The sequence below is a fragment of the Paracoccus sp. KKT209 genome (assembly GCF_055635455.1).
Map to the genome: position 1 here is coordinate 2,945,072 of NZ_CM145758.1, position 25,771 is coordinate 2,970,842.

26 protein-coding genes are annotated in these 25,771 nt (G+C 68.4%); 15 read left to right on the forward strand and 11 right to left on the reverse strand.

The window, feature by feature from the left end; translation table 11 throughout:
- Position 1: 1 nt before the first annotated feature.
- Entirely contained in the window at positions 2-1,897 is a 1,896-nt protein-coding gene (locus ACZ2G3_RS14620) for an acyl-CoA synthetase (RefSeq protein ID WP_470399160.1), read from the reverse strand.
- A gap of 151 nt (positions 1,898-2,048) precedes the next feature.
- Positions 2,049-2,558, reverse strand: coding sequence for a peptidoglycan-binding protein LysM (gene lysM, locus ACZ2G3_RS14625; protein ID WP_470396736.1), 510 nt, complete (start codon positions 2,556-2,558; stop codon positions 2,049-2,051).
- A 142-nt stretch (positions 2,559-2,700) separates the two neighbouring features.
- On the opposite strand from lysM, the gene ACZ2G3_RS14630 reads away from it, so the two are divergent.
- Positions 2,701-3,252: a CAP domain-containing protein gene (locus ACZ2G3_RS14630; RefSeq protein WP_470396737.1), complete on the forward strand. Its 552-nt coding sequence runs from the start codon at positions 2,701-2,703 to the stop codon at positions 3,250-3,252.
- 6 nt (positions 3,253-3,258) lie between these two features.
- Here ACZ2G3_RS14630 and ACZ2G3_RS14635 read toward each other — a convergent pair whose 3' ends face one another.
- Positions 3,259-5,079: an ABC transporter transmembrane domain-containing protein gene (locus tag ACZ2G3_RS14635; RefSeq protein ID WP_470396738.1), complete on the reverse strand. Its 1,821-nt coding sequence runs from the start codon at positions 5,077-5,079 to the stop codon at positions 3,259-3,261.
- A gap of 74 nt (positions 5,080-5,153) precedes the next feature.
- The gene (locus ACZ2G3_RS14640; RefSeq protein ID WP_470396739.1) at positions 5,154-5,783 is read right to left on the reverse strand and encodes a 5'-methylthioadenosine/S-adenosylhomocysteine nucleosidase; all 630 of its coding nucleotides are present in this window, start codon (positions 5,781-5,783) and stop codon (positions 5,154-5,156) included.
- A 127-nt stretch (positions 5,784-5,910) separates the two neighbouring features.
- Between ACZ2G3_RS14640 and zapE the strand changes: the two genes are divergently transcribed.
- Positions 5,911-7,008 (forward strand): cell division protein ZapE, encoded by a 1,098-nt coding sequence (gene zapE / locus ACZ2G3_RS14645; RefSeq protein WP_470396740.1) that lies wholly within the window; start codon positions 5,911-5,913, stop codon positions 7,006-7,008.
- Here zapE and ACZ2G3_RS14650 read toward each other — a convergent pair.
- Positions 7,005-7,622, reverse strand: coding sequence for a DsbA family protein (locus ACZ2G3_RS14650; RefSeq protein ID WP_470396741.1), 618 nt, complete (start codon positions 7,620-7,622; stop codon positions 7,005-7,007). The genes zapE and ACZ2G3_RS14650 overlap by 4 nt on opposite strands.
- 62 nt (positions 7,623-7,684) lie before the next feature.
- Here ACZ2G3_RS14650 and ACZ2G3_RS14655 point away from each other — a divergent pair, with 62 nt between their 5' ends.
- A complete protein-coding gene (locus ACZ2G3_RS14655; protein ID WP_419269329.1) occupies positions 7,685-7,999 on the forward strand; it encodes an HNH endonuclease in 315 nt (104 codons plus the stop codon).
- A 260-nt stretch (positions 8,000-8,259) separates the two neighbouring features.
- Entirely contained in the window at positions 8,260-8,850 is a 591-nt protein-coding gene (locus tag ACZ2G3_RS14660; protein ID WP_470396742.1) for an outer membrane protein, read from the forward strand.
- A 104-nt stretch (positions 8,851-8,954) separates the two neighbouring features.
- Here ACZ2G3_RS14660 and ettA read toward each other — a convergent pair whose 3' ends face one another.
- The 3 genes from ettA to rimO all read right to left on the reverse strand — a co-directional run bounded on the left by ettA (position 8,955) and on the right by rimO (position 13,065).
- The gene (gene ettA, locus ACZ2G3_RS14665; protein ID WP_470396743.1) at positions 8,955-10,610 is read right to left on the reverse strand and encodes an energy-dependent translational throttle protein EttA; all 1,656 of its coding nucleotides are present in this window, start codon (positions 10,608-10,610) and stop codon (positions 8,955-8,957) included.
- A 54-nt stretch (positions 10,611-10,664) separates the two neighbouring features.
- Entirely contained in the window at positions 10,665-11,543 is an 879-nt protein-coding gene (locus tag ACZ2G3_RS14670) for a sulfotransferase family protein (RefSeq protein ID WP_470396744.1), read from the reverse strand.
- Between the two features lie 154 nt (positions 11,544-11,697).
- Positions 11,698-13,065: a 30S ribosomal protein S12 methylthiotransferase RimO gene (rimO, locus tag ACZ2G3_RS14675; protein ID WP_470396745.1), complete on the reverse strand. Its 1,368-nt coding sequence runs from the start codon at positions 13,063-13,065 to the stop codon at positions 11,698-11,700.
- A 155-nt stretch (positions 13,066-13,220) separates the two neighbouring features.
- Between rimO and ACZ2G3_RS14680 the strand changes: the two genes are divergently transcribed.
- The gene (locus ACZ2G3_RS14680) at positions 13,221-13,712 is read left to right on the forward strand and encodes a hypothetical protein (RefSeq protein WP_470396746.1); all 492 of its coding nucleotides are present in this window, start codon (positions 13,221-13,223) and stop codon (positions 13,710-13,712) included.
- A 15-nt stretch (positions 13,713-13,727) separates the two neighbouring features.
- On the opposite strand, the gene ACZ2G3_RS14685 is transcribed toward ACZ2G3_RS14680, so the two are convergent.
- Together ACZ2G3_RS14685 and ACZ2G3_RS14690 are read right to left on the reverse strand one after the other, a co-directional pair.
- The gene (locus ACZ2G3_RS14685) at positions 13,728-14,489 is read right to left on the reverse strand and encodes an ABC transporter permease (protein WP_419269423.1); all 762 of its coding nucleotides are present in this window, start codon (positions 14,487-14,489) and stop codon (positions 13,728-13,730) included.
- A gap of 5 nt (positions 14,490-14,494) precedes the next feature.
- Positions 14,495-15,424 carry an ABC transporter ATP-binding protein gene (locus tag ACZ2G3_RS14690; RefSeq protein WP_470396747.1) on the reverse strand — a complete coding sequence of 310 codons (930 nt, stop codon included), beginning with the start codon at positions 15,422-15,424 and terminating at the stop codon, positions 14,495-14,497.
- 261 nt (positions 15,425-15,685) lie between these two features.
- Here ACZ2G3_RS14690 and ACZ2G3_RS14695 point away from each other — a divergent pair, with 261 nt between their 5' ends.
- Positions 15,686-16,414 (forward strand): rhomboid family intramembrane serine protease, encoded by a 729-nt coding sequence (locus tag ACZ2G3_RS14695; protein WP_470396748.1) that lies wholly within the window; start codon positions 15,686-15,688, stop codon positions 16,412-16,414.
- Here the strand turns inward: ACZ2G3_RS14695 and mnmC2 are convergent.
- Complete coding sequence (gene mnmC2, locus ACZ2G3_RS14700; protein WP_470396749.1) at positions 16,401-17,093, reverse strand: tRNA (5-methylaminomethyl-2-thiouridine)(34)-methyltransferase MnmC2; 693 nt, start codon at positions 17,091-17,093, stop codon at positions 16,401-16,403. The two genes, ACZ2G3_RS14695 and mnmC2, sit on opposite strands and share 14 nt — an antisense overlap.
- Positions 17,094-17,138: 45 nt before the next feature.
- On the opposite strand from mnmC2, the gene ACZ2G3_RS14705 reads away from it, so the two are divergent.
- From ACZ2G3_RS14705 to ACZ2G3_RS14745, 9 genes are all read left to right on the forward strand, one after another.
- The gene (locus ACZ2G3_RS14705) at positions 17,139-18,158 is read left to right on the forward strand and encodes an NAD(P)/FAD-dependent oxidoreductase (protein WP_470396750.1); all 1,020 of its coding nucleotides are present in this window, start codon (positions 17,139-17,141) and stop codon (positions 18,156-18,158) included.
- 120 nt (positions 18,159-18,278) lie between these two features.
- On the forward strand, positions 18,279-19,547 hold the full coding sequence (locus ACZ2G3_RS14710; RefSeq protein WP_470396751.1) for a DUF4202 family protein: 1,269 nt from the start codon (positions 18,279-18,281) through the stop codon (positions 19,545-19,547).
- 42 nt (positions 19,548-19,589) lie between these two features.
- On the forward strand, positions 19,590-21,869 hold the full coding sequence (locus tag ACZ2G3_RS14715) for a bifunctional salicylyl-CoA 5-hydroxylase/oxidoreductase (protein WP_470396752.1): 2,280 nt from the start codon (positions 19,590-19,592) through the stop codon (positions 21,867-21,869).
- A complete protein-coding gene (locus tag ACZ2G3_RS14720; protein WP_470396753.1) occupies positions 21,866-22,591 on the forward strand; it encodes an SDR family NAD(P)-dependent oxidoreductase in 726 nt (241 codons plus the stop codon). Before ACZ2G3_RS14715 ends, ACZ2G3_RS14720 begins: the two co-directional genes overlap by 4 nt.
- Complete coding sequence (locus ACZ2G3_RS14725) at positions 22,588-23,022, forward strand: MarR family winged helix-turn-helix transcriptional regulator (protein ID WP_419269351.1); 435 nt, start codon at positions 22,588-22,590, stop codon at positions 23,020-23,022. Before ACZ2G3_RS14720 ends, ACZ2G3_RS14725 begins: the two co-directional genes overlap by 4 nt.
- Positions 23,019-23,831, forward strand: a complete 813-nt coding sequence (locus ACZ2G3_RS14730) for an enoyl-CoA hydratase family protein (protein ID WP_470396754.1) — start codon at positions 23,019-23,021, stop codon at positions 23,829-23,831. The genes ACZ2G3_RS14725 and ACZ2G3_RS14730 overlap by 4 nt, the downstream gene beginning before the upstream one ends.
- 27 nt (positions 23,832-23,858) lie before the next feature.
- Positions 23,859-24,989 (forward strand): acyl-CoA dehydrogenase family protein, encoded by a 1,131-nt coding sequence (locus ACZ2G3_RS14735; RefSeq protein ID WP_470396755.1) that lies wholly within the window; start codon positions 23,859-23,861, stop codon positions 24,987-24,989.
- Complete coding sequence (locus tag ACZ2G3_RS14740; RefSeq protein WP_470396756.1) at positions 24,986-25,375, forward strand: acyl-CoA thioesterase; 390 nt, start codon at positions 24,986-24,988, stop codon at positions 25,373-25,375. The genes ACZ2G3_RS14735 and ACZ2G3_RS14740 overlap by 4 nt, the downstream gene beginning before the upstream one ends.
- Positions 25,368-25,763, forward strand: coding sequence for a RidA family protein (locus tag ACZ2G3_RS14745; protein WP_470396757.1), 396 nt, complete (start codon positions 25,368-25,370; stop codon positions 25,761-25,763). The genes ACZ2G3_RS14740 and ACZ2G3_RS14745 overlap by 8 nt, the downstream gene beginning before the upstream one ends.
- Positions 25,764-25,771: the final 8 nt, after the last annotated feature.

The following is a 25,771-nucleotide window of genomic DNA, read 5'->3' on the forward strand; positions in this document are numbered from 1 at the left end:
CTCAGGCCACGTCGGTCGCCCAGTCCCAGGGGCAGGTGAACTGGCCAAGGCGCTTTGTCACCTCGGCCTCGTCGACCGATCCCTCTCGGGCCAGATAGGCCACCAGACCCCGCTTCTTGTCCTCGCGCACGGCAGCCACGCGGGCACCGGTGCCCGCCAGAACCTCGTCATAGACCCGGGTGATCGCCAAACGGCGCAGGTCGGGCTTGAAGATCTTGCCCACGGCGGTCTTGGGCAGCTCGGGCAAGATCTCGATATGCTTGGGGATCGCGGCGCGTTCGTGGATATGGGTCTTGGCATGTTCGGCCAGTTCGCGCACCGAAACCTCGGCGCCGGCGACCAGTTCGACATAGGCGCAGGGCAGTTCTCCGGCAAAGCTGTCGGGCTGGCCGATGGCGCCGACAAAGGCGACGGCGGGATGGGACAGCAGTCCCTCCTCGATCTCAGCCGGGTCGATATTGTGGCCCCCGCGGATGATCAGGTCCTTGGCCCGCCCGGTGATCCACAGGTAGCCGTCCGCATCGATCCGGCCCAGGTCGCCCGTGCGCAGATAGCGCTCCTCGGCGAACAGTTTGTGGTTCTTGTCGGCCTCGGTATAGGTCGAACCGGGGAAGACGCCCGGGTTGCCCACGCAGATCTCTCCCACCTCGTCGACGCCGCATTCGTGGACGGCGCCGCTGTCGGAGTGCTTGAGGATCCGGACATGGGTATAGGGCAGCGGGACGCCGACGGAGCCGACCTTCTTGACGCCGTCCACCGGATTGCAGCTGACCAGGCAGGTGGCCTCGGTCAGGCCATAGCCCTCGGCGATCTCGACCCCGGTCGCGGCCTTGAAGCGGTTGTAGAGCTCGATCGGCAGCGGCGCAGATCCTGAAATGGCGGTCTTGAGGCTGCTGACATCGGCATTCACGGGACGCTGCATCAGCGCCGCGATGGCCGTCGGTACGGTGATCAGGAAGGTCGCCTGCCAGCGCTCGATCAGCTTCCAGAAATTCTCGAAGACGCCCTCGCCGCGATACCCGGCGGGCGTGGGCATCACCACATGCGCGCCGGACGCGATGCAGGACATCAGCACCGGATAGGCCGCGAAGACGTGGAACATCGGCAGCGGGCACATCAGCACGTCGGTCTCGTCGAAGAGCAGCGTCCCCCCAAGCCAGCCGTTGTAGATCATGCCCGAATACTTGTGCTGCGCGACCTTGGGCGTGCCGGTGGTGCCGCCGGTGTGGAAATAGGCGGCGACCCGGTCCTGCCGGGGATCGTCGAAATCCAGCCGCGTGTGGTTGCAGCCGCTGGCGGAGGCCTCGAAGTTCAGGACCTTGGCCTTGTGGCGGACCTTCACGCGCGGACGGATCAGCGGCACGAGAAAACGTTTGAACCCACGCAGATGGCGGTTCAGGTCGATCTCGATGACATGGGTCACGTTGGGGGCCAGGGCCACGGCCTCGGCCGCCTTCTGCGCAACGTCGGTCTTGGGGAAGGCCCGCAGCGTCACCAGCACCTTGGCCCGCGTCTCGCGCAGGATGCCACCGATCTGCTGGGCGTCCAGCAGCGGGTTGATGGGATTGACGATGCCGGCGGTCGCGCCGGCCAGCAGGACGACAGGGGTCTCGATCGTGTTGGGCAGAAGATAGGCGACGGTGTCGGTCGGCCCCACGCCCAGGCTGCGGAACAGGTTCGCGGTCTCGGTCACGCGCTCCAGCAGCTCGCGCCAGGTCAGGGTGGTGGCCGGCGTGCGCGGCCCCGACAGCAGCTGGAACGAGATGGCGGGACGTTGGGGAAAACGTTCGGCCGTGCGCGACAGAAAGTCATAGATCGTCACCGGCAGGTCGCGCGCCTCATAGGCGCATTCGCGCTCGATCCGGTTGCGATCGTCATAGGTGCTGAACTTGCCCATCATGTCCCTCCGTCCCGGGCCGGCACGTCCGACCCCTCCCGCCAGCAGGATGATCCAAAGAGGCATGACGGGGCAAGGCGTTAGCCCCGCCCCCTGCGTAAAAACGCCGCGTCATCCAGCAGGGACGCCACGTCGGTCGGGCCGGTTCCTGTCAGTCACCGGCGGGGATGCGCAGCACCTGGCCGGGATAGATGTTGTCGGGGTCGTTCAGCATCGGGCGATTGGCCTCGAAGATCTCGTGATAGCGGTTGGGATCGCCCAGATGCTCTTTTGCGATGGCCGACAGCGTCTCACCCTTGCGGACGGTATGAAAGACGGGCTGCGGGGCTTCGGGCGGCAGATCGGCCTCGACCTTGGCGATGCCTTCGACATTGCCAAGCGCCAGGATCAGCTTTTCCAGCGCCTCGCGGTCAGCACCCTTGGCCTCGACGACGACCGTATCGCCGCGCAGGCGCAGATGCACGTCGTCCGCGTCCAGGTTCAGCGCGCGCAGCTCGGCCCGAAGTGCCGCCACCTTGCGCTGAGTTTCCGCGTCCTGGCCCGCGGCGGCCGCGCCGGATGCGGGTGCCGCGGGGGCGGCGGCAGCTTGGGCCGAACCTTCGGCCGGCGCCTTGTCGAACAGCGACTTGCCCGCGTCCTTGACGAAATCCCAGATGGCCATTGCCTGTCTTCCTCTACATGATCCGCAGGAACGGCGGGCGCCGGACCAAGGTTCCACCCTAGGGGTCGGGCCGGATCAACATGGATCAATGCAACCAATAGTTGTAGTCGTTGTTTAGTAGCGGCCTTGTGGAGGATCAAAGATGACCCTGACCCTGTCCCCGGCGGGCCTTGCCTGCCGCACCGCCGCCCTTCTGGCGCTGGCAGCCTGCGCGCCCGTCAGCGGCACCGGAACGACCGGCGCCACCGACCCCTATGCCGTCCAGGTCGGAAGCCCCGGAGAGGCGACCTGCCTTGCCACCACGCCCGGCCAGAACGCCGCCGGCGCCGCCGCCACCAACCGGCCGCGCAGCAGCGCGGGCCTGCCGCAGGTCAGTCCCAACCCGCAGCTGGCCCGGGCCGCCGCGGCACATGCCTGCGACATGGCCAAGCGCGGGCGCATGACCCATATCGGCTCCACGACATCCGGGCCGGCCGCCCGTCTGCGCCTGCTGGGCTACACCCCGCGGATCACCGCCGAGAATATCGCGGCGGGTCCCTATCCGCTGCAGCGTGTCCTGGGCGAATGGAACGCGTCGCAGGGGCATCTGGACAATATCCTGCTGCCGCAGGTGCGCGATTACGGGATCGGTCAGGCCCTCGCCGCGGATGGACGCACGGTCTATTGGTCGGCCATCTATGCCGCGCCGCGCTGAGGCGGCTTATTCGGCGACCAGAGCCTCGTCCAGCACCTGCGGTTCCTCCCGCGGCCCGTCGGTGAACTGCATCCGCGCCAGACGGGCATAAAGCCCGCCCTCGGCCACCAGCGCGTCATGGCTGCCCTCGGCCACGATGCGGCCCTGGTCCAGCACGACGATGCGGTCGGCTTTCTTCACCGTCGCCAGTCGGTGGGCGACGACGATGGTCGTGCGCCCCTCGGCCAGCCGGCTGACCGCGGCCTGCACCAGCGCCTCGGATTCGGCGTCCAGCGCGCTGGTGGCCTCGTCCAGCAGCAGGATCGGCGCATCCCGCAGGATCGCGCGGGCGATGGCCACGCGCTGGCGCTGCCCGCCCGACAGCATCACCCCGCGTTCGCCCAGGACTGTCCTGTATCCCTGCGGCAGGGCGGCGATGAAGTCATGGGCATGCGCCGCCCGTGCCGCGGCCTCGACCTCGGCATCGCTGGCCTCGGGGCGGCCGAGGCGGATGTTGTCGGCGGCCGAGGCGGCAAAGATCACCGGATCCTGCGGCACCAGCGCGATATGGCTGCGCAGATCCACCCGCGCCAGGTCGCGCAGGTCGATCCCGTCCAGCGTCACGCGGCCCGACTGCGGGTCCCAGAAACGCTGGATCAGCTGGATCACCGTCGTCTTGCCCGCGCCCGAGGGCCCGACCAGCGCCACCGTCTCGCCCGGCCGGATGGTCAGGCTGATGCCGTCCAGCGCGGGCGCGTTCGGGCGCGACGGAAAGCGAAAGCCCACCCCCTCCAGCGCGATGCGGCCCTGCACGGGCTGCGGCAGCGCGCGGGGATGGGCGGGATCGGTCAGGGCATCCTCGGCCGACAGCAGTTCGGCCAGGCGTTCGGTGGCGCCGGCGGCGCGCTGCAGCTCGCCCCAGATTTCCGACAGGGCGCCGGTCGATCCTGCCACCAGGATCGCATAGATCACGAACTGGACCAGCTGGCCGGCGGTCATCGCGCCTGCGCTGACGTCGCGGGCGCCGATCCACAGCACCCCGATCACGCCCGCGAAGATCAGAAAGATCACGATCGCGGTCATGACAGCGCGGGTCGTGATCCGGGTCAGCGCGACGTCATAGGATTGCTCGGTGACGCCGTCAAACCGCGCGATGCTGCGCGCCTCGGCGGTATAGGCCTGCACGGTCTGGGCGGCCAGCAGCGTCTCGGAGGCGGTGCCGGACGAGGCGGCGATCCAGTCCTGGTTCTGGCGCGACAGGCTGCGCAGGCGGCGGCCCAGCACGATGATCGGGATCAGGATCGCGGGCACGATCAGCAGCACCAGCCCCATCAGCTTGATCGAGGTCCAGGCCAGCATCGCCATTCCGCCCGCCAGGATCAGGATGTTGCGCAGCGCGATCGACAGCGACGATCCGACGACCGACTGGATCAGCGTCGTGTCGGTAGTGATGCGCGACAGGATTTCCCCGGTCATCACGCGTTCGAAGAAGGCCGGCGACAGGGTGATGACGCGGGCATAGACGGCCTTGCGGATATCGGCCACCACGCGTTCGCCCAAACGGGTGACGAAGAAATAGCGCGCCGCGGTGCCCAAGGCCAAGGCCGCCACGATGAACAGGGCCGCGCCGAAATATTCGTCCAGCAGCCCGGCCCCGTCGTCGAAATTGTCCACCACGCGGCGCACCGCCAGGGGCAGGATCAGGCTGATGCCCGATGTCACGACCAGCGCCAGCAGCGCCAGCACCACCTGCCCGCGATAGGGCCGCACAAAGGGCCACAGCGCGCCAAGCGCCCCCACCCGCCGGCTGCCGGGCCGGTCTTCCAGATTGCTTGCGCCGCGTCTCATGCCTGCTGTTCCCGGTCTTCCTGCCCCGGCCCCGGTTTAGGCCGCGCCGGCCCCAAGGACAAGCGCACGAGGTGTCACGGGCGGATCGCGCCGTCGCGGATCGCGGCCTCCAGCAGGTCGACGGCGCCGGCCAGCCTGGCGTCGATCACGTCCAGGTAGCGCGTCCAGTCGGTCAGTTCGCGCAGCTCCTCGGCTCCGTCGGAAATGCCGCGCAGCCCGATCAGCGGCAGGCCGAAATGCTGGGCGGTGCGCAGATGGGCAAATGTCTCCATGTCGACCATCTCCTCCTCGACCGCGCCATAGGCCGGGCCGCTGATGATGGACGCGCCCGTGGACAGGCTGGCCACCGGCAGGCCGGGGATGCGGTGCGGCAGGTCGATCACCCGCGGCAGGTCCAGCAGCGGCGTGCAGCCGCGCGGAAACCCCAGGGCCGAGGCATCCATGTCACGATAGGCGACCGCGCCCACCTGATAGACCTCGGTCTGGGCCAGCCGCGCCGATCCGGCCGAACCGAGCGAAACGATCAGCCGCGGCCGTTCCGCCATGCCCGACAGGGCCGCCGTCAGCTGGACCGCGGCCTCGACCGGGCCGATGCCGGTCATCAGCGGGCGGATGCGGGCGCGCAGGGCGGGGCCGTATTCGGGCTGGGCCGCCATCACGAACAGGACGGGCAATCCGGCGATGCGGTCAGGGCTGTGGGACATCGGAACCTCGGGCGGGGGGCACGGCCAGGGCGTGGCACGCCCCGTGCATGCGGGTCAAGGCCGATGGGGCCTTGCGGCGGGTCGCGGGGCTGTGGCAGGGGTTTCGCCGTCAAGGAAAGGCCAAGGCATGGGCAGGGTCAGCGATCTTTACCGGCAGCGCGTGGCAGAGGGCGCCCTGCGCCCCGATCCCGCGCAGGAAGCCGTGCTGCCGCATATGGACCGGGTGCTGGCCGACATGCAGGCCGCCCCCGCGCCCAAGCGGTCGGCATGGCGGGCCTTCCTGGGCGTGGGCAATCCCGATCCCGCACCGGGCGCGCGCGGGCTGTACCTGTGGGGCGGCGTCGGGCGCGGCAAGTCGATGCTGATGGACCTGATGGCGGAAGCTGCCGGCGAGATCCCCTGCCGCCGGGTGCATTTCCACGAGTTCATGCAGGAGATCCAGGCCGGGTTGAACGAGGCGCGCAAGCGCGGCGAACAGGACACCGTCCGCCCCGTCGCCGAGGGCGTGGCGCGCCAGGTGCGCCTGCTGTGCTTTGACGAGATGCAGATCACCGACATCGCCGATGCGATGATCGTGGGCCGCCTGTTCCAGGTGCTGTTCGACCAGGGCGTCGTCGTGGTCACCACCTCGAACCGCGAGCCCGAGGATCTCTACAAGCACGGGCTGAACCGGCAGCTGTTCCTGCCCTTCATCGCGCTGATCCGCCAGCGGATGGAGGTCGTCTGCCTGGACAGCACCACCGACTATCGCCAGAACCGCACCAGCGGCGGCCAGGTCTGGCACGTGCCCGCCAATGCCGAGGCCAAGTCCGCGCTGGATGCCACCTGGGACGAGCTGACGGACGGTGCGGAACCCGTGCCCTGCCAGGTCGAGGTCCAGGGCCGCCGGGTCGAGCTGCCGGCCTGTGCCGGCCGTGTCGCGCGATCGGGCTTCTGGGACCTGTGCAGCCGGGCGCTTGGGCCGGCGGATTACCTGGCGGTGGCGCGGGCGGTCGACGTGCTGCTGATCGACGGGGTGCCACGGCTGTCGGCCTCGAACTACAACGAGGCCAAGCGTTTCGTGACGCTGATCGATGCGCTTTACGAGGCGCGGGTGCGGTTGATCGCCAGCGCCGCCGACCAGCCCGAACAGCTCTACAACGAAGGCGAGGGCAGCTTTGAATTCGAACGCACGGCCTCGCGCCTGCGCGAGATGCAGGACGCGGCCTGGGGACGGCGCAGCTAGGTGCCCATCGTCCGGCGCCCGCGTTCGATCAGCGCCCGCATCTCCTCCAGCGTCCGCCCGCCAAAGACCGCCTCGTCGCCGCAGATGAAGGTCGGGGTGCCGACCAGGCCCATATGCTCGGCCATCAGGTGGCTCATCGAGATGTGGCGCTCGACCGGCTCGCTGTCCATGTCGCGGCGCAGGCGGGCCTCGTCCAGCCCCACCTTCCGGGCGACGCGCATCACCGAGGCCTCCTCGGCCCGGCCCCTCATCGTCAGCAGCCCGGCGTGAAACTGCCAATACTTTCCCGTCGGCAGCGCGGCCAGCGAGGCGCGCGCCGCGAAATCCGACCCCGGCCCGAAGACCGGCCATTCGCGATAGACGACGCGCAGTTGCGGATCGCCGCTGACCAGCTGCTGGATCACCGGCAGCATCGATCGGCAATAGTCGCAGTTGTAGTCGAAGAACTCGGTCAGGGTGATGTCGCCCTGCGGGTTGCCCAGCACCGGGGCGGTCGGGTCACGCTCCAGCGCGCGGCGCAGATCCGCGGGCATGGGGTTCGGGCGATCCTGGGCCAGGGCGGGAAGGGCGGCAAAGGCGCCTGCAGAGGCCAGAAGAAGGCGGCGGGTCGGCATGGCTTGTCCTTTCGCGATGGCTGGGGTCAGATCGTGGCCCCGAGGTAACGCGAGGCCGTCTCATGCGTAAACCGAAGTATATCCCCGAGCCGGTCACGATGGCGTCAGACCCGGTCTGCCCGCTGTGCCTGCGGCCGATCCCGCCCGACGTGCCGCAAAGCCGCCATCACCTGATCCCCAAGCTGAAGGGCGGCAAGGGGGGCGAGACGGTCCTGCTGCACCACATCTGTCACAAGACCATCCACAAGACCCTGCGCGAAGGCGAACTGGCCCGCAACGTCCACACGGTCGAGGCGCTGCGCGCGCATCCCGACTTGGAACGATTCTGGGCATGGGTGGCCCGCCGCCCGCCCGGGTTCACCGGCAAGGTGCGCTGACACAGCCGAGGCCTGTCAAAAGTTTTTCACTTTGCTCCGCGGTCGCTGCGCCCCTGCGTCCCGGGCGTGAGGAAGATTGCAGACTCTGCACCAGGCTTTGCTGTGCGGGCGAAGGGGGCCTAAGCGGGTTCCTCACGGCCCCTCACAGGGGCGTGGTTGCCTGCCTGCCACGCGGCGGCAGGGGCGATGCGCAGGCTTGCTTCAATCCCGGCCGATCCCCACCTAGATCGAAGTCACCAATTCAAGATGGGAGACCGCAGATGAAAATCGCTTTCGCAGCCACCGCCGCTTTCCTGGCCGCCGGCACCGCCCATGCGGGCGGTTATGTCGCCCCGGTCGTCGAGCCTGTCCCGGCGCCCGTCGTGGCTCCGGTCGTCGCCGCCGGATCGGACTGGTCGGGCTTCTATGCCGGTCTGCAATACGGCCAAGGGGACGGAGAGCTGTCCTCGGTCGACGACTCGACGGATTTCGACGCCTATGGCGTGCATGCCGGCTACAACCGCGACTTCGGCCGCTTCGTGCTGGGCGGCGAACTGGACTACAACCGCCTGGACATCGACACCGTCGACGACAAGGGTGACCTGGCCCGCCTGCGCGCCCGCGCCGGATACGACATGGGCCGCTTCATGCCCTATGTCACCCTGGGCGCCGCCCGCGTGTCGGCCGACCTGGGTGCGGTCGACCTGAAGGAAACCGCCTTCACCTATGGCATCGGCGGCGAGTTCAAGGTGACCGAGCGTGTTTCGGTCGGTGCCGAATATACCCGTCAGGATTTTGACGACGTGGCCGACATCGACGGCCTGGACCTGGACACCGACATGGTTCAGCTGCGCGCCTCGTTCCGCTTCTGATCCTGTCCAACCGCGCATGAGAAAGGCGGCCCCTGCGGGCCGCCTTTTTTCGTTCGGGGAGCGCTTGGGGGCGGGCGCTGCTGATCGCCCGCAGCGCGGCCCGATCAGCGCGTGAACTTCTTGTACTTCACGCGCTTGGGGTTGACCGAGTCGGGCCCAAGGCGGCGGATCTTGTCCTGCTCATAGGCCTCGAAGTTGCCCTCGAACCATTCGACATGCGCGTCGCCCTCGAAGGCCAGGATATGCGTGCAGAGCCGGTCCAGGAAGAAGCGGTCGTGGCTGATGATGACCGCGCAGCCGGCGAAATCGTCCAGCGCCGCCTCCAGCGCCTGCAGGGTCTCGACGTCCAGGTCGTTGGTCGGTTCATCCAGCAGCAGGACGTTGCCGCCCGATTTCAGCAGCTTGGCCATGTGCACGCGGTTGCGTTCGCCGCCCGACAGGGTACCGACCTTCTTCTGTTGGTCGCTGCCCTTGAAGTTGAAGGCGCTGCAATAGGCGCGGCTGTTCATCGTCGCGTCGCCCAGCGCAATCAGCTCGGCACCGCCGCTGATCTCTTCCCAGACATTGTTGTCGCCGCCCAGGGCATCGCGCGACTGGTCGACATAGGACAGCTGCACAGTGTCGCCTAGGGTGATCGTGCCCTCGTCGGGCTGCTCCTGGCCGGTCAGCATGCGGAACAGGGTCGATTTGCCCGCGCCGTTCGGACCGATCACGCCGACGATGCCGCCGGGCGGGATGGTGAAATCCAGGTTCTCGATCAGCAGCTTGTCGCCCATCGCCTTCTTCAGGCCGGTGACCTCGATCACCTTGCCGCCCAGACGCTCGCCGTTGGGGATGATGATCTGGGCGCTGGTGATGCGCTCCTTCTCGGTCCTGTTGGCCATCTCGTTATAGGCGTTGACGCGGGCCTTCTGCTTGGCCTGACGGGCCTTGGCACCGGCACGGATCCACTCCAGTTCCTTTTCCAGGACCTTCTGCTTGGACTTGTCCTCGCGGGCCTCCTGGGCGACGCGCTTGGCCTTGGCCTCCAGCCAGGACGAATAGTTGCCCTCGTGCGGGATGCCGCGGCCGCGCTCCAGCTCCAGGATCCAGGTCGTGATGTCGTCCAGGAAATAGCGGTCGTGGGTCACGGTCAGGATCGTGCCCTTGTATTCGATCAGGTGCTTTTGCAGCCAGGCGATGGTTTCCGCGTCCAGGTGGTTGGTCGGTTCGTCCAACAGCAGCATGTCCGGCGCCTCAAGCAGCAGCTTGCACAGCGCGACCCGGCGACGCTCGCCGCCCGACAGGGTGCTGACATCCGCGTCGTCGGGCGGGCAGCGCAGGGCCTCCATCGCGACATCGACCTGGCTGTCCAGATCCCACAGGTTCTCGGCGTCGATCTGGTCCTGCAGGGCCGACATCTCCTCGGCGGTCTCGTCCGAGTAGTTCATCGCCAGCTCGTTGTAGCGGTCCAGCTTGGCTTGCTTGGCCGCGACCCCCAGCATCACGTTGCCGCGCACGTCCAGGCTCTCGTCCAGCTGCGGTTCCTGGGGCAGATAGCCGACGGTCGCGCCCTTGGCGGCCCATGCCTCGCCGGTGAAGTCCTTGTCGATGCCGGCCATGACGCGCATCAGGCTGGACTTGCCCGATCCGTTGACGCCGACGACGCCGATCTTGACGCCCGGCAGGAAGTTCAGCTTGATGTTTTCGAAGACCTTCTTGCCGCCGGGATAGGTCTTGGACACGCCGTCCATGTGGTAGACGAACTGATAGGACGCCATCGGAATCTCCTGTAATTTGCTGCCTTGTAGGGCATCGGGCGGCCCTAGGGAAGGTCAGCGGATCGCGGCGACGAAATCCCCGCCCATGATCCGGCGCAGCGCCTCGACCTGGGGGGCCATGCGCTCCTCCAGCGCGGCCACCGCCTCGGGCGGCGGCATCAGCCCGTCGGGATTGGCAAAGACTTTTTGCGTCAGGTTGGAATAGAAGCAGGGGCCGATGCCCAGATGCGCCTCGACCGCATCCATCACCAGGTGCGGATGGCTGGAGATGCGCCCGAAGGGGATCACCAGCATGTCGGGATAGCGCGCCAGCCAGCGCGGCAGATAGGTGGCATAGTCGCCGCGTTCGTCCAGCACCGGATTGGCGACCTCGGCCAGCCAGTCCGCGGTGCCGGCGGGGATGCGCTTTTCGCGGCGCAGGTTCATGCGCAGCTGAGAGATCGCCCGATCGACCGGGTGACGGATCAGGTAGATGACCCGCGCCTTGGGCAGGAAGCGCGCGACCGCCTCGACCCCCTCCTCCGGCAGCGCCGAATATTCCGGCGTCAGGTCCAGTGGGATGGCATGGGCGGGGGCGGGCGCAAAGACGCGCTTGTACCACTGGTTGTGGAACATCTTGCCGCTGGTGATGCCGTCCAGATAAGCGTCCAGTTCGGGCGGCATCGGCACCTTGCGCGCCTTGTGGCGGTCGCGGATCTCCTGCGGCTTGTTGCGGTAATGCCAAGCGATCCAGCGGCGGTGTTCGGGGATGTGCTGGTGGTTGAAGTACTGGACCTCCTTGAAGGGCGGGATCCAGACCTGCGGATGCTGGCCCAGCATCTGCGCCAGCCACGACGTCCCGGCCTTTTGCGCGCCGATGCACAGCGCGCCGGGCTTGCGCGGCTGGCCGTGCGGATCAAAGGCGGGGCTGATGGTGATCATCGTCTGCGTCATGCCGAACCTCGTGCGCGGCAGGGAACGGGCCCACGCCGGTTGTCCGCACAGGCGGGCGCTCGCTTTGCCTGCGGTCAGGTGCAAGGGCTAGTGCAAAAGATCGGATCGTGGAAGGGTCAAGCATCCAGGCGGCAGGGTTTTTGCCGTGCGGCGCCTAGAGATGGCCCCAGAGGTCGTATTCGCCGGCCTCGTCCACGGTCACCTCCACGATGTCGCCCGGGCTCAGCGCCTCGAAGCCCTGGTCGATGAACAGGTTGCCGTCGATCTCGGGGGCGTCGGCCTTGGTGCGGCAGGTGGCGCCGCCTTCGTCGACCTCGTCCACGATCACCTCGATCCGGGAGCCGACCTTGGCCTCCAGCTTGGCGGCGCTGATCGCCTGCGCCTTTTCCATGAAGCGTTCGAACCGCTCCTGCTTGACCTCGGCGGGCACATGGTCGGGCAGGTCATTGGCGCGGGCGCCCTTGACGTTCTCGTACTGAAAGGCGCCGACGCGATCCAGCTGCGCCTCGTCCAGCCAATCCAGCAGGGTCTGGAACTCGGCCTCGGTCTCACCGGGATAACCCACGATGAAGGTCGAGCGCAGGGTGATCTCGGGGCAGATCGCGCGCCAGGCGGCGATCTCGTCCAGGGTGCGGGCGGCGGCGGCAGGGCGGGCCATGCGCTTCAGCACGTCCGGGTGGGCGTGCTGGAAGGGGATGTCCAGATAGGGCAGCACAAGACCGTCCGCCATCAGCGGGATCAGGTCGCGCACATGCGGATAGGGATAGACATAGTGCAGCCGCACCCAGGCCCCAAGCGAGCCCAGGTCGCGCGCCAGATCGGTGATGTGGGCGCGGTGGCCGCGGTCGGTCTCGTGCCGGCGGTCGAGACCATAGGCCGAGGTGTCCTGGCTGATGACCAGCAGTTCGCGCACGCCGGCCTCGACCAGCTTCTCGGCCTCGCGCACCACGGCATGGGCCGGGCGGCTGACCAGGCGGCCGCGCATGTCGGGGATGATGCAGAACTTGCACTTGTGATTGCAGCCTTCCGAGATCTTCAGATAGCTGTAATGGCGCGGCGTCAGGCTGACGCCCGAGGCTGGCAGCAGGTCGATGAAGGGATCGGGCTGCGGCGGCACCGCCCTGTGGACCGCGTCCAGGACCTGCTCGTACTGATGCGGTCCCGTCACAGCCAGAACCTTGGGATGCGCGCCGGTGATATAGTCGGGCTCAGCCCCCAGGCAGCCGGTGACGATCACCCGGCCGTTCTCGCGCAGCGCCTCGCCGATGGCGTCCAGGCTTTCTGCCTTGGCGCTGTCCAGGAACCCGCAGGTGTTGACCACCACCGCATCGGCGCCGTGATAATCCGCGCTGATCGCGTAACCCTCGGCCCGCAGGCGGGTCAGGATGCGTTCGCTGTCGACCAGCGCCTTGGGACAGCCAAGGCTGACCATGCCGATGGTCGGCTGCCCGTCGCGGCGGTCGCCGTCGGGAATGCGGGCGCGGGCAAGGTCGGGGCGCAGGTCGGGCGGGTTCTGTTGCATCCGCCGCACATAAGCGATTCGGGCGCGCGGGAAAAGACGCTGCCTGCAGGGCGGGACCGGAAACCCTGGGCCCTGCCCGTGCGTCTTCGAAGAGCCTCGCCTCCTTCGCCTGAACGTGATTTTACCCCGCCCCGAAACCCGGAGATGATCCCCGCATGACACTCAAGCGCCGCCTGACCCTCTGCCTTGTGGCAGCCCTTACCGCAGCCTCTCCTGCCCTTTCGGCGGAACCGCAGGGCATCCAGACCAACGGGCCGTTCATCGATGTGTGGAACAACCGGGGCGGCAATGTGCTGCAGATGGTGCAGACGCGCCAGCAGCTGGCCAGTTCGGGCAAGCAGGTGCGCATCCGCGGCTATTGCCGGTCGGCCTGCACGATCCTGACGACGCTGCCCAATGCCTGCCTGGGGCCCAAGGCGCGCATCGGCTTTCACGCGCCCCGCATCCCGAACACGCAGATCATCCCGCCCTATGTCGACCAGATCATGGGCAACTATTACCGGGGCGGCGTCCGCGACCGCTGGTTCGGCGGCTGGAACCGGTCGATGGAGATGCAGGTGATCAGCGCCCGCGAATATGTGCAGCTGGACCCGCAGACCCGCATCTGCGGCAGCCTGCAGGGCGGGGGGACGCAGGCGCGCCGCTGAGGCGCGCCGACCCGGTCATTCGCGCAGGCGCCAGCCGGTGGCAAAGATCCAGCGGATGATCGCCATGCACAGGATGACCATCACCGCCACCGCGACCAGCGACACCCCCACCGGCACGTCCGCCAGCCCGAAGAACGACCAGCGGAACCCCGAGATCAGGTACAGGACCGGGTTCAGCTTGGCCACGCCCTCCCAGAAGGGCGGCAGCATGCTGGCCGAGTAGAAGGCCCCGCCCAGAAAGACCAGCGGCGTGATGACCATCATCGGAACGATCTGAAGCTGCTCGAAGGATTTCGCCCAGAGGCCGATGATGAAGCCCAGCAGGCTGAACCCCAGGGCCGACAGCACCAGGAAGGCCAGCATCCAGAACGGGTGCAGGATGTGGACGCCGACAAAGACGAAACTGGTCAGCAGGATCACCAGCGCGATCATCACCGCCTTGGCCGCCGCCGCCCCGACAAAGCCAAGCGTCACCTCGATCCAGCCCACGGGCGAGACGAGGTATTCATAGATCGTGCCGCTGAATTTCGGAAAGTAGATGCCAAAGCTGGCATTGCTGACGGATTGCTGCAGCACGGTCAGCATCATCAGGCCCGGCACGATGAAGGCGCCGTATTCCACGCCCTCGACCGACTGGATGCGCCCGCCGATGGCAGCGCCGAAGACCACGAAATACAGCACCGTCGACAGGACGGGCGAGGCCAGCGACTGCCAGATCGTGCGGAAAAAGCGCATCATCTCGTGGTGAAAGATCGCGCCCACGCCGCGCCAGTTGATGCCGCTCATGCCGCGTTCTCCGAAACCAGGGACAGGAAGACCTCCTCAAGGGAGGATTGCCGGGTGGACACGTCGCGCACGGTGATCCCCTGCGCCGCCAGGTCCCCCAGCAGCCGCGCGATGCCGGTGCGTTCGGCGCGGGTATCGTAATCAAAGGCAAGCTGCCGGCCGTCCGGCGACAGGCTGAGATCGCGCCCGGCCAGTTCGGGGGGGATCGCCGCCAGGGGCGCGTCCAGGTCGATGGTCAGGGTCTTCTTGCCGAAATCCCCCATCAGCTCGGCCGTGGGGCGGACCAGCAGCAGCTGGCCCTTGGCGATGACGCCGACGCGGTCGGCCATCTCCTCGGCCTCCTCCAGGTAATGCGTGGTCAGGATGATGGTCACCCCTTCGCGGCGCAGATCGGCCACCACCTCCCACATCTCGCGGCGCAGGGCCACGTCGACGCCGGCGGTCGGTTCGTCCAGGAACAGCACCTTGGGCTGGTGCGACAGCGCCTTGGCGATCAGCACGCGGCGCTTCATGCCGCCCGACAGCTCGCGCGTGGCGGCATCGCGCTTGTCCCACAGCGACAGCGCCCGCAGGATGCGTTCGATATGGGCATCGTCGGGCGGCATCCCGAAGAGGCCGCGGGTAAAGCGGACGCAGTTGATGACCTTCTCGAACGGTTCCAGCGCGATTTCCTGCGGGACGAGGCCGATCAGGCGGCGCGCCGAGCGCCAGTCGCTGCGGATATCGTGGCCGCCCACGCGGACCGTACCGCCGGTCGGCACGACCAAGCCGCAGATGATCGAGATCAGCGTCGTCTTGCCCGCCCCGTTCGGCCCCAGAAGGGCGATGATCTCGCCCTCGTCAATGGTCAGGCTGACATCGTCCAGCGCCCGGGTGCCGCTGCCGTACTGCTTCGAAAGATGGTCGATTTCGATGATCGCGCCCATGCGCCTCTCCCGTGTGAATGGATGCCCGCGGGCCGCATGCGCCCGGTCCGCAGATAGGCATGCCCGCTGGCCTTTGCCAGCCGGACGCCTTATGCCTCCGCCTTTGCGGCCTCGGGCGAAGGCTTGCACCCTCGGCGCCTCCGACGCAAGCTGCCCCCGCACCCCCCTCCGGAGACGCCCGATGGCCCCACCTGCCCCGCCCTGCGCCGCGCCACGCCCCCGTGTTGCACCCTGCGACCGCGCCCGGACGGGCTGACACCGATGTTCCCGATCCGCGACCATAATCCCTCCACCCGCAGGCCGCTGGTCACCTGGGCACTGATCACGGCCAATATCGCGATGTATCTGGTCACCCTTCCGGGACAGGAGGCAGGCGAGATGCTCTGGGCGCAGCTGGCGCTCTATCCGCTGGCCATCGTCAACGGAGAGCTGATGGGCGGGCTGCTGACCCACATGTTCCTGCATGCGGGCCTGCTGCATCTGGGTGGCAACATGCTGTTCCTGTGGATCTTCGGCGACAACCTGGAGGACCAGATGGGCCGCGCGGGCTTTTTGGCCTTCTACCTGGGCGCGGGGCTTGCGGCGGCGGCGGCGCAGATCTGGGCCGATCCGCTGTCGCCGGTGCCGATGGTCGGCGCCTCGGGGGCGATCGCGGGGGTGATGGGGGGCTATCTGCTGATGTTCCCGCGCGCCCGGGTCGATGTGGTGGCGATCTTCATCATTTTCTTCAAGGTCTTCACCCTGCCCGCCTGGCTGATGCTGGGCCTCTGGTTCGGCCTGCAGCTGCTGGGCGGCTTCACCAATGTCGGCGCGCAGGGCGGCGTGGCCTACTGGGCCCATGCGGGCGGATTTGCCGCGGGCCTGCTGCTGGCGCTGCCGCTGTTCCTGCGCCGTGGCGGCCCGGACTTCTGGAGCCGCACCCATGGCCATCCCCCGCATCCGGACGCGGCCTATGCCGGCAGCCGCATCCCGCGGGTCACGCGTCGATGACCGGCGCGGCGGCCAGCCGCCCGACGCTCATGTGCCGCTTGCGCCCGAAACCCGGGCTGCGGGTCACCGCGAACCCCGCTTCGGCCAGGGCCCGGCGCACATGGCCCGCCGCCGTATAGGTTGCAAAGCTGCCGCCGGGCCCGGTGTGTCGCGCCACCTGGGCCATCACCGCAGGCTCCCACATCTGCGGGTTCTTGGCGGGCGAGAACCCGTCCAGGAACCAGGCATCAGCCCGCCCCTGCCATGGGGGCAAGGTTTGCGCCACGTCGCCCAGCACCAGCGTCAGCTCGACCTGGCCCAGGTTGATCCGCGCGCCGCCCCAGCCCGCCCGCAACTGCGCCGCCAGGTCCGCCAGTTCGGGAAAGGCCGCATGGGCCTGGGCCAGCTGCGGCAGGCTCATCGGGAAGGCCTCGAAGCTGGTCATCCGCACCGGCACCTGCGCGACCTGCGCCAGCGCCAGCGCGTTCAGCCCGGTGCCAAAGCCCAGTTCCGCCACGTGAAAGCCTGCCACCAGCCGCGCGGGCAGGTCGTTGCCCTGCAAGAACACGTGCCGGGTTTCCGCCAGTCCGCCCGAAAGGCTGAAATACGGGTCGTCGAACCGGGTCGACACCGGCACGCCCCCCTCGCGCCAGTCCAGCGCAGGCTCGTCTTCGGGGCGGGGTTGGTCTAGATCGCTCATGACCGGCAGCTTTCGGGAAAGGACGCGGCTTTGGCAAGGGACGGGATGATCCATGTGGCAGGGGCCGGCATCTTCGGGCTGGCCTCGGCCTGGGCGCTGGCCCGCTGGGGCGCGCGGGTGCGGGTCTTCGAGGCCCACCACATCGGCGCCGGCGCCTCGGGCGGGCATGTGGGCGCCCTGGCCCCCCATGCGCCCGAAAACTGGAACCCCAAGAAGGCGCTGCAGCTGCAAAGCCTTTTGGCCGCCCCGGACTTCTGGGCCGAGGTCGAGGATGTCTCGGGCCTGCCTACAGGCTATGGCCGCACGGGCCGCCTGCAGCCTGTCGCGGACCCGGCCATGGCCGAACGCCTGACCGACCGCATCGCGGCCGCCGCCCGGAACTGGCCGCAGGACCTGGGGATGTGGCTGACCGACCGCCCGGAGGCACCCCTGGTGCCCGACAGCCCCACCGGGCTGTGGCTGCAGGACCGGATGACCGCACGGCTGAACCCGCGTGCCGCGCTGGCCGCCCTGGCCGCCGCCATTCGCGCGCGGGGCGGCGAGATCATCGAGGGTTGCCCGGCGCCGGATGCGGCCCCCACCCTCTGGGCCACGGGAACGCCGGGGCTTTTCGACCTGAACCTGGCGCTGGAGCGCAGGATCGGCCAGGGCGTCAAGGGCCAGTCGCTGCTGCTGGCCCATGCCGCACCGGACGCGCCGCAGGTCTTTGCGGACGGGCTGCATGTGGTCTCGCATGCCGACGGCACCACCGCGATCGGCTCGACCTCGGAAAACAGCTACGACCATGACCGCCCCGATCATCAGGCCGACGCATTGCTGGCCCGCGCCCGCGCCCTGTGCCCCGCGCTGCGGGAGGCGCCGGTCCTGGAGGTCTGGGCCGGCCTTCGCCCGCGCGCACGTTCCCGCGCGCCCGTGCTGGCCCCCTGGCCGGGACGGCCGGGCCACCTGATCGCCAATGGCGGCTTCAAGATCGGCTTTGGCATGGCGCCCCTGATCGCGGATCTGGCGGCCCAGGTCCTGCTGGACGACCGCCAGGACCTTCCCGACCTTTTCGCCCTGCCCTGATCCTTCTCCCTTGCCGAGATGCCTCCGGGGGAGTCCGCAGAACGGGGGCCGCGCCGCCCATCTTTGCTTGCCTCCGGCACCCCCCTTGCGCACAGTCGCCAAAAGAACCCGGAGACCGCGATGACCCGCCTCGACCACGCCTTTGCCGCCATCGACGCCGCCAATGCGCAGGACCCGAACCTTGATGAGGGCAAACCGGCCAACCTGCTTTATGGCCAGCGGATGACGGCGGAACAGCAGCGCCTGTTTCCCCAGGCGGATGACGTGCTGCGCATCGCCTGCCGGGGCCAGCACATCGAACGCTGGACCCTGCCCCGCAGCGCCTTTCCGATGAACCGCCCCGGCTATCTGCAATGGCGCCAGGAGCAGGGCCGCCGCCATGCCGAGCGCATCGCGGGCATCATGACGGATGCGGGCTATGACGCGGACGACATCGACCGCGCCCGCAGGATGCTGACGAAGCAGGGGCTCAAGCGCGATCCCCAGGTCCAGGCGCTGGAGGATGTGATCTGCTTCACCTTCATCCGCTGGTATCTGGGCGATTTCATGGCCGCCCTGCCCGACGACAAGATGCCCCGCATCATCGAAAAGACCGCCCGCAAGATGTCGGACGAGGCCCGGGCCCGCGCATTGGCCGAATTCCCCATGCCTGAAAACTTTGCCCGCTTTTTCCGCGAAGGCGACCGGCCGCAGATCGTGACGCGGGCCGTCATCATCTCGCATGGCCAGCCCGGCGACCCCGCGCCCCAGCAGGCGGCGATCGAGGCCCTGGCGGCCGAGGTGGCGCGCCACGCGCCCGGCGTCGAGGTCCTGGGGGCGACCCTGGCCGACCCCGAGGCGCTGCCCCGCACCTGCCGCAGCGACTGCATCATCTATCCGATGTTCATGGCCGAGGGCTGGTTCACCGGCACCGAACTGCCCCGTCGCCTGACCGGGGCGGGTGCGCCGGGCGCCCATATCATGCGCCCCTTCGGCACCGATCCGGGCCTGCCGGACCTCATCGTTGAAAAGGCCCGGCAGGCGGCCGAGGCGCAGGGCTGGGCGCTGCCCGACACGACGCTGCTGCTGTCGGCGCATGGCTCTCAGCGCAGCCAGGCCAGCTTTGACATCACCACCGCGCTGGCCGAACGCCTGTCGCCGCATTTCGCGCGGGTCGTTACGGGATTCGTCGAACAGGAGCCCTTCATCGCCGATGCCGCGAAGGGGCTGGAGCGCGCGATCAGCCTGCCGCTGTTCGCGCTGAAAGCCGAACATGTGCTGGACGACCTGCCCGAGGCGCTGGACCAGGCGGGCTTCACCGGCCCGCGCCTTGACCCCCTGGGCCTGGCCCCCGAGGTCCCGGCGATGATCGCCCGGTCCATCGCCCAGGAAGTTTCAAGCTTGAAATGATCTTGGTGCCGTGCCAGCCTCCGGTGCAGGAGGTGGCACGTCATGAAGATTCTCTGTCTGGGCGGCGGTCCGGCGGGCCTTTATTTCGCGATCTCCATGAAGCTGCGCGATCCGTCGCATGAGGTGACCGTGCTGGAACGCAACGGCGCGGGCGACACCTTTGGCTGGGGCGTGGTGCTGTCCGACGACGCCCTGTCGCGGCTGGAACGCAACGACCCGCCCTCGGCGCAGGCGATCCGCGACCACTTCATCTATTGGGACGACATCGCGGTGGTCCGCGACGGCCACCGGCAGGTCTCGGGCGGGCACGGCTTCGCCGGCATCGGGCGGCGGCAACTCCTGATCCTGCTGCAGGACCGCGCGCGCGACCTGGGCGTGGACCTGCAGTTCCGCACCGAGTTCGACACCGCCGAGAGCTATCGCCGCGACTATGACCTGGTGGTCGCCTGCGACGGGCTGAACAGCAAGGTCCGCGCCGAATACGCCGGCGTCTTCCGCCCCGACATCGACATGCGCCGCTGCAAGTTCGTGTGGCTGGGCACGAAACAGAAATTCGACGACGCCTTCACCTTCATCTTCGAAAAGACGCCGCAGGGCTGGCTCTGGGCGCATGTCTATTCCTTCGATGCCGACACCGCGACCTTCATCGTGGAATGCGCACAGGAGACCTGGGACGCGATGGGCTTCGAAGCCATGACCAAGGAGCAGATCGTCGAGACCTGCCGCGACGTCTTCAAGGACCATCTGGGCGGGCACGATCTGATGTCGAACGCGGCGCATCTGCGCGGCTCTGCCGTCTGGATGAACTTTCCGCGCGTGATCTGCGAGCGTTGGTATCATGAGAACGTGGTGCTGATGGGCGATGCGGCGGCGACGGGACATTTCTCGATCGGGTCTGGCACGCGGCTGGCCCTAGACAGCGCCATCGCGCTGGCGGACTATCTGCACAGCGAACCCGACCTGCCCCGCGCCTTTGCCCGCTATCAGGACGAGCGGCGGGTCGAGGTGCTGCGCCTGCAATCGGCGGCCCGCAACAGCCTCGAATGGTTCGAGGAGGTCGAACGCTATCTGGACCTAGACCCGATCCAGTTCACCTATTCCCTGCTGACCCGCAGCCAGCGCATCGGGCACGAGAACCTGCGCCTGCGCGACCCAGATTGGGTGCGCAAGGCCGAGGACTGGTTTCAGGCCCAGGCCGGCGGCCAGCCGGGCCGCGCGCCGATCTTTGCGCCCTTCCGCCTGCGCGACTTGGCGCTGAAGAACCGCATCGTCGTCTCGCCCATGGCGCAGTACAAGGCGCGGGAGGGCTGTCCGACCGACTGGCATCTGGTCCATTATGGCGAACGCGCCAAGGGCGGGGCGGGGCTGGTCTTTACCGAAATGACCTGCGTCAGCGCGCAAGGCCGCATCACGCCCGGCTGTCCGGGCCTTTACGCGCCCGAACATCAGGCGGCCTGGCGGAGGATCACCGATTTCGTCCATGCCGAGACGGACGCCAGGATCTGCTGCCAGATCGGCCATTCGGGCCGCAAGGGCTCCACCCGCATCGGGTGGGAGGGGATGGACCAGCCCTTGGAGAACGACAACTGGCCGATCATGGCCGCCTCGGCCCTCCCCTGGTCTGACGGCAATGCCGTGCCGCGCGAGATGACCCGCGCGGACATGGAGACGGTGACCCAGCAGTTCGTCGCCGCCACCCGCATGGCCGATGCGGCGGGCTTTGACATGATCGAGCTGCACGCGGCGCATGGCTATCTGCTGTCGGGGTTCCTGTCGCCGGTGTCGAACGGGCGCACGGATGCCTATGGCGGCAGCCTCGGGAACCGACTGCGCTGGCCGCTGGAGGTGTTCACCGCCATGCGCGCCGTCTGGCCGGAGGATAAGCCGATGTCGGTGCGCATCTCGGCCACGGACTGGACCGAGGATGGCGTGACGCCTGACGAATCGGTCGCCATCGCGCGGGCCTTTCACGCGGCGGGGGCGGATATCATCGACGTGTCCGCGGGCCAGACGACGCCCGAGGCGCGGCCCGTCTATGGGCGGATGTTCCAGACGCCGTTCTCGGACCGCATCCGCAACCAGGCGGGGCTGGCCACGATGGCGGTGGGCAACATCACCGATGCGGATCAGGCCAACGGCATCCTGATGGCCGGGCGCGCCGATCTGGTGGCCATCGGGCGGCCGCATCTGGCCGACCCCTATTGGACGCTGCATGCGGCGACGGCCCTTGGCGATGGGGCGGACTGGCCCCTGCCCTATCACGCGGGCCGCGATCAGGCGCGCCGCCTGGCCGCCAAGCAGGCCGAGGAGATCCGCGCATGACCCGCGTCCTGATCACCGGCGGCGGCAGCGGCACCGGCGCCGACATGGCCCGCGCCTTTGTCGCCCAAGGTCATGAGGTCGTCATCACCGGCCGTGATGCCGCGCGGCTGGAGGCGGTGGCGGGCGGCCTGATCCGCGCCGTGCCGGGCGATGTCAGCGACGAGGATCAGGTGCGCCGCATCTTCGACGACGCCGGCCCCTGCCAGATGGTCATCGCCAATGCCGGCATCGCCGAGGCCGCGCCCTTTGGCAAGGTCACGATGGATCACTGGAACCGCATCATCGCGGTCAACCTGACCGGCGTGTTCCTGACATTCCGGCAGGCGCTTTCGCAGATGGGACCGGGGGGGCGGATGATCGCCATCTGTTCGATCACCGGCGTGCGCGGCGCGGCCTATGCGGCGCCCTATGCGGCCAGCAAGCACGGCGTGATGGGCCTGGTGCGGTCGCTGGCGCTGGAGGTGGCCAGGAAGGACATCACCGTCAACGCGATCTGTCCCGGCTATCTGGACACCGAGATGACCGGCCGCAGCATAGCCAACATCATGGACAAGACCGGCCGCGACCGGGATGCGGCAGTGGCGGCGCTGGCGGGCAAGAACCCGCAGGGGCGGCTGATCGCGCCTGCGGAGGTGACGGCCACGGCCCTGTGGCTGGCATCCCCCGCGGCGGCCAGCCTGAACGGCCAGGCCATCGTCCTGGACGGGGGCGAGAGCGCATGAGCGACCTGTCAAAGCGGCGGCTGAAGACCTGGATCCGCCTTCTGGGCGTGACGCGGGGGGCCGAGAACCAGTTGCGCGACTATCTGCGCCGCGCGCATGGCACGACCCTGCCGCGGTTCGACGTGATGGCGGCGCTGTGGCGCAGGCGGGACGGTGTGACGATGTCGGAACTGTCGCGCCTGCTTTTGGTGTCGAACGGCAACGCCACCGCGGTCGTCGACCGGCTGGAGGCCGACGGCATGGTCCGCCGCGAGGCCGAGGATGGCGACCGCCGCCGCATCCGTGTGCGCCTGACGCCCGGGGGCCTGGAGGCCTTCGAGATCATGGCCCTGGGCCACGAGGCCGAGGTCGACGCGATCCTGGGCCGATTGTCCGAAACCGATCTGGAGGCGCTGCGCGACATCCTGTCCCGCGCCGGGAGGACCGAATGAACCCCGTCACCATGGCAGGCCTCGCGCCCGAGCATTTCCTGTGGGAGGTCACGGACCGCATCGCGGTGATCCGCCTGAACCGCCCCGAGCGCAAGAACCCCCTGACCTTCGACAGCTATGCCGAACTGGGCGCGTGCTTTCGCATGCTGGCCCATGCGTCCGACGTGGACGTGGTGGTGCTGGCCAGCAATGGCGGAAATTTCTGTTCGGGCGGCGACGTCCACGAGATCATCGGCCCGCTGGTCGGCATGGAGATGCCGCAATTGCTGGCCTTTACCCGCATGACCGGGGAGCTGGTCCGCGCCATGATCCATTGCGGCAAGCCCGTGATCGCCGCAGTCGAGGGGGTCTGCGTGGGCGCGGGCGCGATCATGGCGATGGCCAGCGACCTGCGGCTGGCGGCGCCATCGGCCAAGGCCGCGTTTCTGTTCACCAAGGTGGGCCTGGCGGGCTGCGACATGGGCGCCTGCGCGATGCTGCCGCGCATCGTAGGCCAGGGGCGGGCGGCGGAACTGCTGTACACGGGCCGCGTGCTGCGCGCCGCGGAGGGCGAGCGGTGGGGCTTCTGGAACAGCCTGCATGACGACGTCTTCGCGGCCGCGATGGATCTGGCGCGGGCCATCGCGGCGGGGCCCACCTGGGCGCATGGCATCACCAAGACGCAGCTGTTGCAGGAATGGACCATGGGGCTGGACCAGGCGATCGAGGCCGAGGCGCAGGCCCAGGCCATCTGCATGAGCACGCGCGATTTCGGACGCGCCTATCGGGCCTTTGTCGCCAAAGAGGTGCCGGTCTTCGAGGGCGACTGATTTTCGGGTATTTGGACAACAGAGAAGATGGATCGCAGCTTTCTGGACTGGCCGTTCTTCGAGGATCGGCATCGGGTGCTGGCCCAAGGGCTGGAGGACTGGGCAGCAGACGCGCTGCCCGTCGATCACGGCGATGTCGATGGGGCCTGTCGCGGGCTGGTGCGGGCCCTAGGGGACGGCGGCTGGTTGCGCCATTCGGGGGGCGAGGCGCTGGACGTGCGGACGCTGTGCCTGATCCGCGAGACGCTGGCACGCCATGACGGGCTGGCGGATTTCGCCTTTGCCATGCAGGGGCTGGGCATGGGGGCCGTGACGCTGTTCGGCAATGCGGCGCAGCGGGCATGGCTGGAGCGGACGCGTTCGGGGCGGGCGATTTCGGGGTTTGCGCTGACCGAGCCTGCGTCCGGATCGGATGTCGCGCGGCTGGCGACCACGGCGCGGCGCGACGGCGACGGGTGGGCGCTGGACGGGGAAAAGACCTATATCTCGAACGGCGGTATCGCCGATGTTTATGTGATCGTCGCGCGGACCGGAGAGGGTGCGGGCGCGCGCGGGCTGTCGGCCTTTCTGCTGCCTGCGAAGACGCCGGGGCTGGAGGTCGTCAGCCGGATCGAGGTGATGGCGCCGCATCCGCTGGCGCATCTGCGCCTGACGGGGGTGCGGCTGCCCGGTGACGCGATGATCGGCCAGCCGGGACAGGGGTTCCGCATCGCCATGACGGTGCTGGATCATTTCCGGCCCACGGTGGGGGCCGCGGCCCTTGGGTTTGCGCGCCGGGCGTTGGATGAGGCGCTGGCGCGTGTGCGTTCGCGCCAGATCCAGGGTGCGCCGATGGCCGAGTTGCAGATGGTCCAGGGGCATCTGGCCGACATGGCGCTGAAGATCGACGCCGCCGCCCTGCTGATCTATCGCGCCGCCTGGGCCAAGGACCGGGGCGCGCCCCGCATCACCCGCGAGGCGGCGATGGCCAAACTCTATGCCACCGAGGTCGCGCAGGAGGTCATCGACCAGGCCGTGCAGCTGCATGGCGGCGACGGCGTGCGCGTGGGCAGCCCGGTCGAGAGCCTGTACCGCGAGATCCGCGCGTTGCGCATCTATGAGGGGGCCAGCGACGTGCAGCGCGTCGTCATCGCCCGCAGCATCCTGGAGGGCGCATGAGCTATACCCGCACCATTCCCATTGAGTTCTGCCACTGCGACCCGGCGGGGATCGTCTTTTACCCCCGCTATGCGGAGATGGTGAACCACATGGTGGAGAACTTCTTCCTGGAGGTCGTGGGCCACGGGTTCGGCCCGATGATGGCGGCGGGTCAGGGCATGCCCACCGTCGCGCTGGAGATGGCGTTCCGCAAGCCGTCGCGGCTTGGCGACCGGCTGGACTGGACGCTGGTGGTCGAGCATCTGGGGCGGTCCAGTGCCCGGTTCCTGGTCCGCGCCGAGGACCGGGTGGAGGCACGGACAACCGTGGTCTGGATGGACCGCGACTTCACCCCCTCGCCCTGGCCCGACGACATGCGACAGACCCTGGAGGCGCATCATGCATGAACCCCTGCATCCGGCGACGTGGAAGCGCGCCTCGGGCTATTCCAACGGGATCATGGCGCGGGGGCGGATGATCTTTACCGGCGGGCTGGTGGGCTGGGACGCGGATCAGGTCTTTCAGACCGACGATTTCGCGGGCCAGGTCCGGCAGGTGCTGGAGAACATCGTGGCGGTCCTAGCGGAGGGCGGCGCAGGCCCCGAGCATCTGGTGCGGCTGACCTGGTACGTCACTGACAAGCACGAATACCTGGGCGCGCTGCGCAACGTGGGGGCGGCCTATCGCGCGGTGATCGGCCGGCATTACCCGGCCATGGCGCTGGTGCAGGTCGTGGCCTTGGTCGAGGACCGCGCCAAGGTCGAGATCGAGGCCACGGCCGTGGTGCCGGAATAGGGGGACGG